The 15,074-nt window shown below is 66.5% G+C and carries 16 protein-coding genes; 12 read left to right on the top strand and 4 right to left on the bottom strand.

What is annotated here, in order from left to right; translation table 11 throughout:
- The first annotated feature begins 9 nt into the window (after positions 1 to 9).
- The 6 genes from npdG (at position 10) to M0R88_RS09735 (ending at position 7,221) form a co-directional block, all read left to right on the top strand.
- Positions 10 to 678 carry an NADPH-dependent F420 reductase gene (gene npdG / locus M0R88_RS09755; protein ID WP_248653322.1) on the top strand — a complete coding sequence of 223 codons (669 nt, stop codon included), beginning with the start codon at positions 10 to 12 and terminating at the stop codon, positions 676 to 678.
- A 160-nt stretch (positions 679 to 838) separates the two neighbouring features.
- Positions 839 to 1,015, top strand: coding sequence for an HVO_0416 family zinc finger protein (locus tag M0R88_RS09750; RefSeq protein ID WP_248653321.1), 177 nt, complete (start codon positions 839 to 841; stop codon positions 1,013 to 1,015).
- A 116-nt stretch (positions 1,016 to 1,131) separates the two neighbouring features.
- On the top strand, positions 1,132 to 1,260 hold the full coding sequence (locus M0R88_RS09745) for a transporter (protein WP_248653320.1): 129 nt from the start codon (positions 1,132 to 1,134) through the stop codon (positions 1,258 to 1,260).
- Between the two features lie 331 nt (positions 1,261 to 1,591).
- Complete coding sequence (locus tag M0R88_RS18820) at positions 1,592 to 1,753, top strand: DUF7563 family protein (RefSeq protein ID WP_438267184.1); 162 nt, start codon at positions 1,592 to 1,594, stop codon at positions 1,751 to 1,753.
- Positions 1,754 to 1,872: 119 nt separating this feature from the next.
- Complete coding sequence (locus M0R88_RS09740) at positions 1,873 to 3,699, top strand: UvrD-helicase domain-containing protein (protein ID WP_248653319.1); 1,827 nt, start codon at positions 1,873 to 1,875, stop codon at positions 3,697 to 3,699.
- Between the two features lie 306 nt (positions 3,700 to 4,005).
- Entirely contained in the window at positions 4,006 to 7,221 is a 3,216-nt protein-coding gene (locus tag M0R88_RS09735) for a methyl-accepting chemotaxis protein (RefSeq protein WP_248653318.1), read from the top strand.
- Between the two features lie 173 nt (positions 7,222 to 7,394).
- Here the strand turns inward: M0R88_RS09735 and M0R88_RS09730 are convergent, their stop codons facing one another.
- Positions 7,395 to 7,559 (bottom strand): hypothetical protein, encoded by a 165-nt coding sequence (locus M0R88_RS09730; protein WP_248653317.1) that lies wholly within the window; start codon positions 7,557 to 7,559, stop codon positions 7,395 to 7,397.
- 45 nt (positions 7,560 to 7,604) lie between these two features.
- Positions 7,605 to 7,850: a DUF7533 family protein gene (locus tag M0R88_RS09725; RefSeq protein ID WP_248653316.1), complete on the bottom strand. Its 246-nt coding sequence runs from the start codon at positions 7,848 to 7,850 to the stop codon at positions 7,605 to 7,607.
- Positions 7,851 to 8,037: 187 nt separating this feature from the next.
- Between M0R88_RS09725 and M0R88_RS09720 the strand changes: the two genes are divergently transcribed.
- Together M0R88_RS09720 and M0R88_RS09715 are read left to right on the top strand one after the other, a co-directional pair.
- A complete protein-coding gene (locus M0R88_RS09720) occupies positions 8,038 to 8,691 on the top strand; it encodes a riboflavin synthase (RefSeq protein ID WP_248653315.1) in 654 nt (217 codons plus the stop codon).
- Positions 8,692 to 8,835: 144 nt separating this feature from the next.
- The gene (locus M0R88_RS09715; protein WP_248653314.1) at positions 8,836 to 9,447 is read left to right on the top strand and encodes a hypothetical protein; all 612 of its coding nucleotides are present in this window, start codon (positions 8,836 to 8,838) and stop codon (positions 9,445 to 9,447) included.
- 20 nt (positions 9,448 to 9,467) lie between these two features.
- Here M0R88_RS09715 and M0R88_RS09710 read toward each other — a convergent pair whose 3' ends face one another.
- Positions 9,468 to 10,652, bottom strand: a complete 1,185-nt coding sequence (locus M0R88_RS09710) for a PrsW family intramembrane metalloprotease (protein WP_248653313.1) — start codon at positions 10,650 to 10,652, stop codon at positions 9,468 to 9,470.
- A 133-nt stretch (positions 10,653 to 10,785) separates the two neighbouring features.
- On the opposite strand from M0R88_RS09710, the gene M0R88_RS09705 reads away from it, so the two are divergent.
- The 3 genes from M0R88_RS09705 (at position 10,786) to M0R88_RS09695 (ending at position 12,973) form a co-directional block, all read left to right on the top strand.
- Positions 10,786 to 10,962 (top strand): hypothetical protein, encoded by a 177-nt coding sequence (locus tag M0R88_RS09705; RefSeq protein WP_248653312.1) that lies wholly within the window; start codon positions 10,786 to 10,788, stop codon positions 10,960 to 10,962.
- Positions 10,963 to 11,135: 173 nt separating this feature from the next.
- Positions 11,136 to 11,510 carry a DUF7532 family protein gene (locus M0R88_RS09700; RefSeq protein WP_248653311.1) on the top strand — a complete coding sequence of 125 codons (375 nt, stop codon included), beginning with the start codon at positions 11,136 to 11,138 and terminating at the stop codon, positions 11,508 to 11,510.
- 2 nt (positions 11,511 to 11,512) lie between these two features.
- Entirely contained in the window at positions 11,513 to 12,973 is a 1,461-nt protein-coding gene (locus tag M0R88_RS09695) for a ribonuclease FAU-1 family protein (RefSeq protein WP_248656692.1), read from the top strand.
- Positions 12,974 to 13,020: 47 nt separating this feature from the next.
- On the opposite strand, the gene M0R88_RS09690 is transcribed toward M0R88_RS09695, so the two are convergent.
- Positions 13,021 to 13,377 carry a cell division protein SepF gene (locus M0R88_RS09690; RefSeq protein ID WP_128477400.1) on the bottom strand — a complete coding sequence of 119 codons (357 nt, stop codon included), beginning with the start codon at positions 13,375 to 13,377 and terminating at the stop codon, positions 13,021 to 13,023.
- 146 nt (positions 13,378 to 13,523) lie between these two features.
- Between M0R88_RS09690 and M0R88_RS09685 the strand changes: the two genes are divergently transcribed.
- Complete coding sequence (locus M0R88_RS09685; RefSeq protein ID WP_248653310.1) at positions 13,524 to 15,047, top strand: S8 family peptidase; 1,524 nt, start codon at positions 13,524 to 13,526, stop codon at positions 15,045 to 15,047.
- The last annotated feature ends 27 nt before the right edge of the window (positions 15,048 to 15,074 follow it).

The following is a 15,074-nucleotide window of genomic DNA, read 5'->3' as shown; positions in this document are numbered from 1 at the left end:
CTGTGCGGTATGCGAATCGCACTCCTCGGCGGGACCGGCGACATCGGACAGGCACTCGCGCTGCGGTGGGCACGAGACACCGGCCACGAGATTCTCGTCGGCTCTCGAGACCCCGAGAAGGCCCGGACGAAGGCCGGCGAGTACGAGACCGAACTCGACAGCGTGGGCGTCGAGCGCGACGTGAAGGGGTTCGCCAACGAGATGGCGGCCGACCGCGCAGACGTTGTGGTGCTGGCGGTGCCCGCGTTCCACGTCCGGGACCTCGTGGAGTCGATCGCCGACCGCATCGAGGACGCCGACGTGCTGGTCTCCCCGGCGGTCGGGATGGACCGCGACGACGAGGGGTTCCACTACAAGCCCCCGAAGGCCGGGAGCGTGACGCAACTGGTCGCCGACGCCGCGCCAGAGGGCGTCCCCGTCGTCGGAGCCTTCCACAACCTCTCGGCCGACCGGTTGGCGAATCTGGACGTGGAACTGGACCTCGACACGCTCGTCGTCGGCGACGACGAGGACGCGGTGGAGACGGTGGTCCAGTTGGGCGACCAGATAGAGGGTCTGCGCGCGCTGAAGGCCGGCGGAATCGCCAACGCGGCCGAGGTCGAGAGCATGACGCCCCTGCTCATCAACCTCGCCGTCGAGAACGACGGGATGCACGACGTGGGCGTGAAGTTCGAGTAGCGGTCGGCGTCTCTTTTCGGCGATAGTGGTTTCGAGGGTTAAGCCCGCCCTACCCGAGGCGACAGGTTCAACCACGCGAGAAATACGAGCTTTCCGAATCGCGGTAATCCATGTGTTACACCAACACGGTTTTATACTGGTGTGCATTATCATACCATGTATGGCGACCGCACCGACCGGCGACGACGACGTGTTCGACGAATTCTTGTCCGAGCGTGGCCACGACACCGAGACAGTCGGCTGGGAGGAGGACTACAACAAGAAGAAGTGCCCGGACTGCGGCGGACTCCACGACACGGCCGCGAGCGAATGCTCGGTATGCGGCTGGCGACCGTAGTCGGCCACCTCCCGAATCGGTGCAGCGCATCGTCTGACGACCGACCGCTTTTTTCGGCGCACGGGCCGGCGGAGACGGCAGCAATCGGTTTCCGACTCCGGAGCGTAGCGAGCGGTATGGTACGGTTCTCGACGCTCGTCATCCTCGCCGGAATCGTCCTGCTGTTCGTGCCCATTCCGCCCGTCGCCACGATTCTCGGTATCCTGACCATCCTCGTGGGAATCCTGATGCGGTGGCTCGGGTGACGGAGAGCAGCGAACACGGCTAGTCGGGCGACGCTCGCCGCGCGAGCGTCGCCGAGCGGTCGTAGTCGTCGCTGGGCGGCGACTGTTCGTACGGCCGGCGGTGACCCTCGGACACTCGGACCGTCGCGGCGAGAGAGAATCGTGACGCGGGCGGAGTCGGATTTCGACCTCGAACGAACGCGACCGGTACGGAAACCGGAAGTATAAGATTACTTCCTAACTTCCGCAGAACCGCCGTTATCCGGTATGAAGCGCTTAGTCGGAGTAACGAGACGTTGCGGTCAGTGTCGATAGAAATATAGTGTAAGATTTCCGTAGTGGAAGAAGAGAAATGCCTGAGTGCCAGAACTGCGGTTCGTTCGTCACCGAAGCGTACGCACGAGTGTTCACACCGCGGGAGATTGATGACCCGCGTGTCTGCCCCGAGTGCGAGGACAAGATTCGGGACGGTAGCGAGGTCCGCGAGGCCCGGTCGCCGCGAAACACTTCCTAGCCTTTTTCCGCAGTCCTCCCCGCCGAACGACCCCCGCCGAAGTCGCCGCGCTACCGGCGACTTCGGCGCCGGTCCGATTCACGTCCATTTATGAGTACGGGGGTCATGGGGTTGTGGTAATGAGTCAAGAAACGGAGGAACGAGTGACCCGGCTGTTCGGTGGCCCCGGAAGCGGGAAGACCACCGAGCTGCTCGACAGGGTCGAAGGTCTCCTCGACCGAGACGGCGTCGGCGTCAACGACATTCTGCTGGTCTCGTACACTCGCGCGGCCGCCAACGAGGTTCGGGAGCGCCTCGCCGAGCGCCGCGATTTGAACCCCCGCTCGTTGCAGGGGTCCGTCTGCACAATGCACGCGAAGGCCTACGAACTACTCGACCTCTCCCGGAACGACGTGGTCGGCGAGTCCGACAAGAAGGAGTTCTGCGAGGACTTCGGCATCGAGTTCGAGGACGAGTACAGCGGTGCCGGCCGCCGGACCGCCCGCTCGACCACGCTCGGCAACAAGATAATCGCCACGAGCCAGTGGCTCCAGCGGACCCGCCGCGACGTGGCCGACTGGTACGACGTGCCCTTCCAGTGGAACGACGAGGAGGTCCGCCTGCCGCCGGACATCGACCCGAACGCCCAAGAGGGCAACAAGTACACCCCGACGTGGCCCAGCGACGACGACCGGCTCGACGTGCCCGAGGCCATCCGGGCGTGGCGGAGCTACAAGGGCGAGAACGACTTGGTCGGCTTCGCGGACATGCTCCAGCGCGTGCGCCAGCGGTCGCTCCTCCCGAACGTCGACTACCTCGTCATCGACGAGTTTCAGGACATCACGAGCCTCCAGTACGACGTGTACGAGGAGTGGAAGCCCCACATGGAGAAGGTCCTCATCGCGGGCGACGACGACCAGGTGGTCTACGCGTGGCAGGGTGCGGACCCCGGCCTGCTCCTCGAAGAGGGCGGCGACGACGTGATTCTCGACACGTCCCACCGACTCCCCTCCGAGATTCTGCGGGTCGTCCAACACGAGGTGCGCCACATCGACAAGCGCCAGGAGAAGAACCTCTCGCCGCGCAAGCAGGGCGGCACCGTCGAACAGGTCGATAGCCCCTCGATGCTCGAACTCGTCCGGAACGTCCGGTACACCATCGAGGAACACGACGGCACGCTGATGCTTCTGTTCCGGGCGCGCTACCAGATGTTCCGGTTCATCGACGAGTTCATCGACGAGGGCGTCCCGTTCAAGTGCCTGACCGACCAGCGAATGTGGACCGACCGCCTCCAGCAGTACGTCGACGCGGTCGAGAAGATAGACGCCGAGGAGCCGATTACGGCGCTACAGGCCCGACGGCTCGCCGACATGCTACAGGACTCGGCGTTCGGCACCAACGAGCGCGACGACCTCTTCGACGAGATAGACGAGCGCAAGGAGGCGGCCGACACCGACGACCTCGCGGAAATCGAGGTCGAACACGACTTCGTGACCGACTTCGCGCCGTTCATGCCCGGTCCGGCCTCGGCCGCGGACATGGTCCGGAAGGTCACGAGTTTCCAGAAGAACTCGATGCGGGCCTACTTCGGCGGCGACTACGAGGGGATGGAGGCCGACCGCGTCCGCATCGGCACCATCCACTCCGCGAAGGGTCGGGAGGCCGACCACGTGTTCGTCGCCACGGACCTGACCGAGAAGGTGGTCGAGCAGATGGCCGCGACGGTGGACGGCCCGGTGGACGGCGAGGAGTTCACCTCCACGACCGACCCCGTGCCGACCCTGACCGACAACGAACGGCGCGTCTTCTACGTCGGCATGTCCCGCGCCCGCGAGCGCCTCGTCGTCATGGAGAATCTGGTCGGCGGCGCGCCGACCCTGCCCATCGACGTGCTGCTCTACAACGAGCGCAACGGCAAGGGTGTCGCGGACGTGCTGGAGGAAGTCTCGGAAGCGCCACCACAGTAAGTCATTCACCGATTCCGACCGTCGCTATTTCTCGGATTTCGAGGACCCGTCTCCGACGACGTAAGTCCGTAATGTCATATAACATACTGGCGTTAAGTATGTCAAAAATTGCCGAGTAATTAATCCCGTAGTTATCACAGCTAAAAATCCAGTACCAACGTTTAAATGAGCGGTTTTTGGTGGTACAGGCATGGCATCGTTCAACGAGACACGCGTTGACAAACGTGAAAGTTGGAGCGGTCCGCCCACCGGTCGGCCGAACCGCCGCGTCGAGAGACGGGAACCGTCTCGGACGGGGGAGCGACGATGAAGATACGGACGAAACTCATCGTGCTGTTGCTGGTCATCTCGCTCGTCCCGGTTTCGGTGGTCGGGATGGCCGGACTCCAGAACATGCAGGACATCGGGTCCTACGCGCAGGACCAGAGTTCGAAGCACCTCGAAGACCAGATAACCAAGGACCTGAACAGCACCGTCGAAGCGAGAACCGAGGAGTTCGAGAACCTGCTCAACGTCCGGCGGGTGGACGCGCGCTCGCTGGCGGAGTCCACCTCGGTGCAGAACTATCAGGCCGCGAGCGACGGTGAGATGGAACTCATCCAGCGACAGAGTCAGAAGCAGGTCGGGTACACCGCGCTCCAGATGCACGACACCATCGAGACGACGAAGCAGACGGTTCTCGAAGAGGAGTACGGTGGCCGAAACTGGGAGGACCTGTCGTCGGCCGAACAGCAGCAGGTAGAGAACAGGGTCGAGACCATACTCGTGGGGACGACCGCGAGCGGAACGCGTCCGGACGGCACCCTGGCCGAGATGTTCCAACCGGGGTACATCGGCGACACCGGGTACGCGTACGTGACCGACCTCGACTCGAACATCGTCGCCCACCACAGCCTCGAAGACGGGTTCAACCTCAAGGAGGACGCCTCGCTGACCGTCTTCGAAGACATCCGGTCGAACGTCGAGTCGAGCCCCGCCATCCGGAACGGGTCGAAGTGGGGCATCGCCGAGTACGACTGGGAGGACACCACCCAGAAGGGCAACCCCAAGGAGCGGAAGTTCATCGCCTACACCTACCACGAGGACTTCGACTGGGTCCTCGCCCCCAGCGTCTACTACTACGAACTCCAGACCGCGGCCGTGCAGAACGCGCGTAACGGAATCAACGAGTCGTTCCGGAGTTACCTGAACACCAGAACCGTCGCTGTCGGCGGCGAGTCGGTGCGGGCCTACGACGAGGTCATCATGACCGACGAGAAGGGCCAGGGCGTCCTCAGAGCGCACGCGACTGAGGACGGGGTTACGACGGAGTCGGTCGAGGGGACCTCCTACGCCGACGCCGCCTGGTTCAATCAAACGAAGTCGCTGGAGAAGGGTGCGGTCCACTTCGGCGAGGTTCGGTCGGTCGGCGGCAAGCAAGTGGCGTACATCACGACGCCGGTCTACCACGGCGGCGAGTTCGCCGGCACCGTCGCGCTGCGGTTCAACTACAGCATCCTCACCGGCATGACCAACCACGTCACGGTCGGCGAAACCGGCCACCTGACCATCGTGAACGACGAGGGCCGGGTGCTGAGCCACCCCAACCGGTCGGTAGTCGAGTCCGGAGCCAACATCGGTGACGAGGCCTACGCGGGGTCGCTCGCCGCGCTCGCTCAGAAACGAATACTGGCGGGCGAGACCGGACTGAACACGTACACGCGAACCGAGGCCGGTACCGAGCGTCGGTACTACGTGTCCTACGCCCCGCTCCAGTTCAGTGACAGACAGTTCGCGCTACTGGGAACTGTCCCGGAGAGCGACGTGAAAGCGCCGGCCGCCGCGCTGAGACAGGACCTGCGCGACCGGACGACCGACGCCCGGAACTTCGTCATCCTGCTCGTCGTCGGCCTCGTCGTGGCCGTCGTGGCACTGGGATACAAGGCGGCGGAGTACTTCTCGACGCCGATAGAGCAGATTCGGGACCGCGCGACGGCGCTCGCCGACGGGCGCTTCGACGAGAACGCAGACATCTCGGCGTCCGACGACGAAATCGGGGAACTCGTCGAGGCGTTCGACGAGATGCAGGCGAACCTCCGGACGCAGGTCGCGGAACTGCAGACCGTCAGCGAGAACCTCGGAAACGGGGAACTCGACCAGGAGGTCGATACCGACCTTCCCGGCGAGTACGGCGCGATAATGACCGACATCGACGAGGGCATCGAGAAACTACAGGTCGGGTTCGACGAGATTCGCCGGACCAGCGAGCAGATTCGGGAGGGACGCCTCGACCAGCAGGTCGATACCGACCTCCCCGGCGAGTACGGCGCGGTCCTCGCCGACCTCGAAACCGGCGTCGAACAACTCGGGGCGAGTTTCGACCGGATTCGGGACGCCAGCCAGCAGTTGCGCGAGGGGACCCTCGACCAGGACGTGGACGCCGAACTGCCGGGCCAGTACGGCGCGGTGATGTCCGACCTCGACGCCGGACTGACCGAAATCGAGAGCAGTCTGGCCGAGGTCAAGGACCTCGCCGACCGCTTCGCTCGCGTGAGCGACGAGACCGCGACCAGCGCCCAGCAGATAGAGGCCGCGAGTCAAGAGACCGCCGAGTCCGTCGAGGAGATCGCGTTCGGTGCCGAACAGCAGACCGAACAGCTACAGGCCGCGGCCAGCGAGATGAACGACCTGTCGGCCACCATCGAGGAAGTCGCCTCGTCGGCCGACGGCGTGGTCGAGACCGCCAACGAGGCGGTGGAACTCGCCGACCGGGGCCGCGAACACGCCGCCGACGCCACCGCGGAGATCTCGGCCATCGAATCCGAGGCCGACACCGCCGTCGAACAGGTCGAGAATCTGGAGGGCCAGATAGAGGAGATAAACGACATCGTCCAGTTGATCACGGACATCGCCGAGCAGACGAACCTCCTCGCGCTGAACGCCTCCATCGAGGCCGCGCGGGCGGGCGAGGCCGGCGAAGGGTTCGCGGTCGTTGCCAACGAGATCAAATCGCTGGCGAACGAGGCCGGCGACGCGACCGAAGAGGTCGAGAGCCGCATCGAGGAGATTCAGACCCACACCGACGACACCGTCGGCGACATGCGCTCGATGCAGGAGCGAGTCGAGACCGGGTCCGAGACCATCGGAGACGCCATCGAGATGTTCGACGACATCGCCGGAGCGATACAGGAGGCCGAACACGGCGTCGAGGAGATCTCCGAGGCCGCCGAGGACCAGGCGGTCTCCACGGAGGAAGTGGTGGCGATGGTGGACGAGGTGTCCGGCGTGAGCCAACAGACCGCGGCCGAAGCGAGTTCCGTCTCGTCGGCGACTCAGGAGCAGACCGCGGCCATCAACGACGTGTCGCGGAACGTCGAGACGGTCTCGGACTCCGCGGACGCCCTCAAGGAACTGGTGGACGAGTTCGACGTGAACGACGACGCGGCGTCGGCCGACCAGCAGTTCGGCGCGGAATCGGAGTTCCGGTCGAAGCCCACGGTCACCGACGGCGGTGACGGCGAGACGACCGACTCCAACACGTAACGTCGCACCACCCTCTCGTCACGGCAGTAGCGGTGGGACGAACTGCCGCGACCGTTCGACGACTCCGGCCACGCTGGGCACAGTGCTCGACGCTGGCCGAGTCCAGTTCGCCCGTCAGAGACGGGGTTCGGTCCACCGTCCCGAGGGGAGTAGTTCTCCCGACCCGGAAGGGTTCAGTTCGCCCGTTCGGGGATGTACTCGCGCAAGCACTCGCCCGAGCAGAAGGTGTGCTGTAGAATCGGGTCGGAATCGGGCTGGTAGTGGTGGGGTTCGAAGTGCTCGGTCGTTCTGTCGATTTTCCCGTCGCAGTGGAAACAGTCCGTGCCAACTACTTGCACATCAGGCTGGAAAAGCCTGTAGTCCGACCGCCGGTTTCCGCTCCGTCACTCCTCGTCGTCGGGCGTCTTGGCGACCTTCCCGATGGTCTTCTCGGCCACCGCGCCCGGAACGTCGGTCGGCGTCGTCAGATACTCCTCCAGTACGACCATCAGGACCGCCACGGCGACGAAGCCGCCGCCCAGCAAGGTCTTGCCGTCGAGGAGGAACTGGATGCCGAGCAGAGCGATCGGAAGCGCGAACACGAGCGTCGCCGCGAGTTGAAGCGTGCCGAGGATGCCCGGTTTACTCATCACCCGGTGGTTCCGCGCGGGGCGTCAAAAATCCCGCGGGGACGGGGCGGAACGGTGGAGGTGCGCTTCGGGTCCGCATCTGCGAGGGCGCTACCCGAGGTCCGTCGCGTCGGTTCTCGACGTGCAGCGCGGGGTCGTGCGCCCCGACTCCGGAATCCTTTTGGGCCGACCGATCCACAAATTTGGTATGTTTACCGGAATCGTTGAGGAGGCCGGCGAAGTCAGGGACGTGACCGCGACCGACGAGGGGCGACGGCTCCGCATCGCTGGCGAGGAGGTCACGGGCGACTTGGACCGCGGCCAGAGCGTCAGCGTCAGCGGGGTCTGCCTGACCGTCGAGGACCACGCCGACGACTGGTTCGAGGTGTTCCTCGCCAGCGAGACCGTCGCCAAGACCTACCTCGGCGAAGTCGAGGCGGGCGACCCGGTGAACCTCGAACGCGCGATGCCCGCCGACGGACGCTTCGACGGCCACGTCGTGCAGGGCCACGTCGATACGACCGCCGAAATCACGGCCATCGAGGAGGTCGGCGAGGACTGGACGTACGAGTTCGCCGTCCCCGAGGGCTTCGGCAAGTACGTCGTGGACAAGGGGTCGGTGACGGTGGACGGCATCAGCCTCACCGTGGCCGAGCGCGGCGAAGACGGCTTCTCGGTCGCTATCATCCCGGAGACGCGCAAGATTACGAACCTCTCGGCGAAGGCGGTCGGCGACCCGGTTCACCTCGAAGTGGACGTGATTGCGAAGTACGCCGAGCGCCTGCTGGACGACGCCGGCTTCGAGGCGGGCGGCGGGACGGACGAAAGCGAGGAGCGCGTTCTCGACGTGATAGAGCAGTAGGAGCGTCGGCCGGCCGTCCCCGCCGAGCCGTGTCCCCCGAAGCGACTGACGAACGGTACTTGCTTCGGAGCGCGTACGAACGTTCCTAACTTCCAAGACGAGTCTGACGCATCTTTTTCATCCCCGAGGGAGACGTACCCCCGAATGCGAACCGCCGGAGTGCTCCTCGGACTCGTCGTCGCCGGCGCGGTCGCGGTCGGCGCGTCGGCGCTCACGCCCGGCGCGGACCCGACGCTCGTGACCGCCGGCGCGGGGCTGCTCGGAACCGGTATCGTCGGGGTCGCCGTCTGGAGCATCGACCGCGAAGTCGAGCGCCGCGGAGTCGCCGGGCCGTTGGGCCGCGGCCGGAGCGCGGGCCTCTCGAACGCCGACCGACTCGCGGTCGCGCTGGGGTCGGCCGCGGTGTTCGTCCGCGTCGGCCTGCTCCACGTCGTCGCGGACCCGCTCCGAATCGACGGCGCGGTCCTGACGGGACTGGCGGTCTCGACCGTCGGCGTCGTCGTCGGCTACCGGGCCGCAGACGGTCTCTTGGACGGGCTCCGCCACGGCGTGTTGGCCTGCGGCCTCGGCGGCGCGCTCTGCGTCTCGCTGGCGGCCTTCGACGCAGCGCAAGTGGCCGGAGTCGGCGCGTTCGACGCGATGGTCGCCGGGAGCGGCGTCGTCCTGCCGGTGTCGTTCGCGCTCTTCGGAGGAGTCTCCGGCGTCGCCGGCTGGTGGCTGGCCGACCGGCTCTCGGAGGCCGACCCGTTGGCGTAGAAGTAGGTGGTGGCGATGCGCTACCGCGAGTCGCTCTCGGACGGGCGCGAGTCGGCGTCGTCGCCCTCCGTCCGGTCGGCCCCGGCGCTTCGACCGTCGGCCTGCCGGGTGTCGGCGCGCTCGGTCGCGGTGAACGCCTCGGAGTTCTCGTAGTCGCCGCTCCCGTCGGCCGACTCCTCGAAGTCCGCGCGGTCGCGGCCCACGACGTCGCCGCGCTCGTCCTCCTCGAAGCTGACGCTCTGGCCCATGTTGGTCTGGCGGTAGGCGTTGCGGTACCGGGAGATTTTCCGGTAGAGGAGGTAGCCGAACACGCCGTCGTAGACGACGACGAAGCCGAGGAACGCGATACCCGGTGCGACCGCGACGCCCGTGAACGCGAGGATGTCGCTCAGATACGTCACCAGCGAGTTGTAGGTCGCGTGGATGAACGCCGCGATGAGCAGGCCCTTGACGACGATAGGACCCGCGTTCTCGCGGTTGAACTTCGCCAATCCGAGGTAGTAGCCCGCGAACGCCGAGTAGATGACGTGGCCCGGCCCGGCGAGCAGGCGGACCGCGGCGGTCTGGCCCGCCGAGGCGATCTGCTGGGAGCCGATGGTCGTCACGTCGCTGATGCTCTGGGTGATGTAGATGGCGTTCTCGATGGTGGCGAAGCCGAGTCCCGCCATCGCGCCGTACACCGCGCCGTCGATGACCGCGTCGAAGCGGTCGCTCCGGAAGGCGTAGAGTCGGATGGCGAGCCACTTCACCGTCTCCTCGACCGGCGCGACGACGAGGTAGAAGAACAGCACCATCCCGACGACCGGCACGAGCGTAATCGCGCCGGCGAGCGTGTTGATGATGGCCGCGAAGCCGGCGAACAGCACGCCCAGCAGGAACGTCCCGACCAGCAGCGTGAGCGGTTCGGAGGTCGTCACGTCGGCGTACCAGATGTAGGCCGCCAGCCCGAACGCGGGCACGACCGACAGGAGGACGAACGCGCCGATGACGGGGTCGCTGACGGCCGCCAGTCCGGTCAGCGCGAACTGGACGCCGAGGATGGCCAGCGCGAGGACGACGACGACGACCCTGCCGAGTCGCCGAACCCCGCCGTAGACGCCGGCCGAGAGCCTGTCTAACCAACTCCGCGACTCCCACGTGGCGACGTCGTAGAGGTCTGCCGACTCGATCGCGCCTTCTTCTACCGGGTCGCGTGCATCGTCCATTGGCGGGGGATACGGCCCCCAGTACCAATTATCTGGCTCCCGCAGCACCTTTCACTCCTTAATTGTGATTATACACCATTAACACTCGCAGGGGAAACCTTATCACCGAGAATCGGCCACAGATTTCGACAAGATGACCTACCGAAGTGAGAGCCGAGGCATCATGTACACAGCCCCGCCGAGCGGGGACGAGGAAGCGACAGACGACGAGAAAGCCGAGACCGAAGCACCCGACGCGGAAGCCGAGACGCCGGAACTCGACGCCACGACCGACGCCAACTGGACGGGCACCGTCCCCGCCGACGACTGAGGGCGATCGCCGCCCGACCCCCGTCCCGCCTTGCGAACCGCGCCGTCCTCGAATTGCGCCGTCTCCGAATTGCACCGGCCGCCGCCCGCGAGACCGATTCCGAGGCCGCGAACCGCCCGCCGCTTCTCGCCCGAACCGCTACACCGAAGGGAGCGCCGCCCGAGCGTTCTCCCATGAGCTTCGACTCCCGCGCACGCCGGGCGCTCCGCGAGGCGGGCGTCTCCGAGGAGACGCTCCGGGAGGCGTCGGACGCCGCGGCGTCCGACGCCGAGCGCACGGCCGAGCAGGTAGAATCGTTCTTCGAGGACCGCGAGGTCGTCTACTCCGACATGGACCTGACTCACAGCACGGCCGAGTTCCCGGAACACGCCGTCGAGTACGCCGACTGTTTCACTCACAGCGACGACGTGCGCGGCTGGCTCCGGTTCGACTCGTGGGGCGTCTACGTCGAGGGCGCGCGGGTCCTGAGCGACGAGGTGGTCGAGCTGACGCTCGGCCCGACCGTCCACGACCGAGTGCGGTTCGCCACCGCCCGCGAGGAGCTGTGAGCATGCGCAACGTCCGCATCCGCGGTATCTACACCACCGCGCTGACCGAGCGCTTGCGCGAGGAGTTCTCCGTCGTGCAGGCCTCCCCGCCCATCCGACGGCGCTTCGACGCCGACTTCGCCGCCGAGGAGTACGACGCCGGCGTCGAGACCACCGACGACCGGCAGGGCGCGGGCGTCGTCGGCGACCCCGAGACCGTCGAGCGAGTCGCCGCCGACCTCGCGTCGGTCGGCGTCGATACCTTCCGGTGGCCCGACCCGGCCCCGCGCGGGGCCGTCTTCGACGCCGCCGTGACCGACACGCTCGGCGGCGGCGCAGTCGTGGACTTGGGCGACCGCGAGGGCTACCTCTCGTTCGGGAAGGTGGACCGCCGCATCGACGAGGGCGACCGGGTCCGCGTGCAGGTCCACGAACCGGTCGCGCCGTGGGCCGACCACCGCCCCGTTCTCGGCACCCAACTGCAGGCGTTCGGCGGGGTCGTCAGCCTCTCGACCGGCGTGGACAAGGTAGTCGCCTCGGGCGACGACGCGACCCGGACCGAACTCGCCCGGACGACCGAGATGCTCCCGACCGAGGTGCCCGACGACTGGGGCGTCCGCTGGGAGCACGCCGCCGACGAGCCGAGTATGGACGCGATGGGCGACGCGCTCGACCGGGCCGTCGAACGCGCCGAGCGCATCGACGCCGGACTCGCGGACGCGCCCGACTCGCCGTCCGACGGGAGCCGCGGCGACCTGCCCAGAAGGCTCGTCGCGCCCGAGGCGACGACGTGGCTGTGGTTCGGCCGCGAGTCCAGATTCGCGCTCGACGGCGAGCGCCGCGCCGTGACCACGACGATGCCCGGCCACCACCGCGTGAAGGCCGCCCACGAGTCGGCGAGCGCCGCGGTGGACTTCGTGGAGGACCTCCGGGAGACGGGGGAACGCGCCGAGGAGACCGACGGCGACGCCGCGGACGACGAGTTCCCGACGGGCGCGACGCTCCGGCAGTTCGGTCCCGCGGCGGGCGACCGCCTCGAAATCCGGCACGGCAAGCCCGACGGTCGGTGCTTCTCGTTGGGTCGCGGCGAGGTCACCGAGTGTTCGCCCGACGAGGGGAAGGTCACGGTGCGCCGCGAGATGTCGGGGCGGGGCACCTACGACGCGCTCGGCACGCCCCGCGAGCGCGGCGACGTGGCCGTCACCAAGTTCCGCGAGGGCCGATGGTGGTACCCGACGGTCTACCGGGGCGAGGACGGCGAGTCGAAGGGCACCTACGTCAACGTCTGCACGCCGGTCGAGTTGTTCCCCGAGACCGCCCGGTACGTGGACCTGCACGTGGACGTGGTGAAGTTCCCCGACGGCGAGGTCGAGCGCGTGGACGACGACGAACTCGACGCGGCGGTCGAATCGGGGAACGTCTCGGAACCGCTCGCCGAAAAAGCCCGGAGCGTGGCGAGTAGCGTCGAACGCGCCCTGAAGTAGGAGAGAAGGCCCGCCGCGGAGTCGTGGCGTCTCGGCGCGCCAGCGCCTCAACGCGTCAGTTTCTCGCGGCTGACCTTCACGCCGGTCGGCGTCACGAGAATCTGGTCGTCGCCCTTCTGGACGATGTCGCCGTCCACCTCGCGGGCGACCTGCTGGAGTTCGTTGGTGATGCGCTCTACCGTGGTGTCCTCGGTTCGGAGCCGCGTGATGTCGGCGACCACGAGGTCCCCGTCGTAGATGGCGTCTTTGATGGCGATGACGTCCTGTTGGCCCTGAATCTCGGCGATGTGAACCTGCATCGCGGCGTCGCCCGACGCCGTGTCGAAGTCGTCGAGATTGAGTTCCACGTAGTCCTCGGCGGTGTGCGCGTCCCTGTCACCGAGGATTTTGCTCATGAAGCCCATAGGGAAATGGGCCGAAGCGAAACGGTATAGTTCTTACGTCAGACGAAGCGACGACTTCGATAGACGAGTGAATCGAAATCTATCCGTCCGACTTATTATTTTATTAATAGAAAGTACTAAATTACATCATTGTTATTCTATACCAGATGTCTGACAACGACGACGGTGTCTCGCGGCGAAACGTACTGAAAATCGCGGGCAGTTCGATGGCGACGGTCGGAGTAGCCGGCCTCGCGGGAGCGAAAGGGCAAGTCGAGGTCAACGTCGGGTTCGCCTCCGAGCGCGGCCGACGGAAGGCGCTCGACGCGGCCGACGAGACGGTCCGGGAGTTCGATTCGCTCGACATCGTGACGGCAAAGATGCCCGCGCGAGCGGCCAAGGGCCTCCGGAAGAACCCGAACATCCGCTACGTCGAGAAGAACGGCACGGTCCACGCCCACGCCCAGACGCTCCCGTGGGGCATCGACCGCGTGGACGCCGACGTGGCACACGGCAACGGCGACACCGGTAGCGGTGCCGACATCGCTATCCTCGACACGGGTATCGACTCGGACCACCCCGACCTGCAGGCCAACCTCGGCGCGGGGAAGGACTTCTCCGGGAAGGGGACGTGGGAGGACGGCGACGGGCACGGCACCCACTGCGCCGGCATCGCCAACGCGGTGAACAACAGCGAGGGCGTCGTCGGCGTCTCGACCGAGGCCACGCTCCACGCCGGCAAGGTGCTGGACGACAGCGGAAGCGGGTCGTTCTCCGACGTGGCGGCCGGTATCGAGTGGGCCGCGAATCAGGGCTACGACGTCGCCAGCCTGAGCCTCGGCGCGAGTTCGGGCACGACCGCACTGAAGGACGCGGTGGACTACGCCTACAACAACGGCGTCCTCGTCGTCTCCTCGGCGGGTAACTCCGGTCCCTGTACCGACTGCGTCGGCTACCCCGCGGCGTACGGCAACGCGATGGCCATCTCCTCGACCGACAGCGACGACTCGCTGTCGAGTTTCTCCTCGACCGGGCCGGAGATAGAACTCGCCGCGCCGGGCGGGAGCATCTACTCGACGTACACCGGCGGCGGCTACGACACCCTGTCGGGCACGTCGATGTCCTGCCCGCACGTCTCGGGTGCCGGTGCCCAACTGATGGCGACCGGCATGACCAACACCGAGGCTCGTAGCGCGCTCAAGAACGCCGCCGAGGACATCGGTCTCGGCAGCAACGAGTCCGGCGCTGGGCTGCTCGACGTGGAAGCCGCGCTCAACGGCGACACCGGCGGCGGTGGCGGCGGCACGGGCGACACCGCGCCCGCCGTCGATTCCCTCTCGGTCACGAACAACAGCAACGGCGGTTGGGCGCGCTTCGAGGTGAGTTGGAGCGTCTCGGACGCCGACGGCGACCTCGCGTCGGTCGAGATCACGCTCACCAAATCTACGACCGTCGATTCGTCCTCGTCGTCGGTCGGCGGGTCCAGCGCGTCCGGGTCGGCCCGACTCCAAGAGAAGAGGGAGCGGCACCTACGACGTGACGCTCACGGTCACCGACTCGAAGGGCAACACCGCGAGTCGGACGACGACCGTCTCGGCCTGACGACGGTCCCGAACTCCGTTCTTTTCGCGGTCGACCGACGGGCTCGCCGTCAGTGCAACCCTTTTGTGGTTAAATTTTACTCCCATTAGACAGAATATTACGCGGTGCGGAGATAG

The sequence above is a fragment of the Halorussus gelatinilyticus genome (assembly GCF_023238445.1).
GTDB lineage: Archaea > Halobacteriota > Halobacteria > Halobacteriales > Haladaptataceae > Halorussus > Halorussus gelatinilyticus.
Note: the sequence above shows the minus strand (reverse complement) of the source record. Positions and strands in the feature narration are given on the sequence as shown.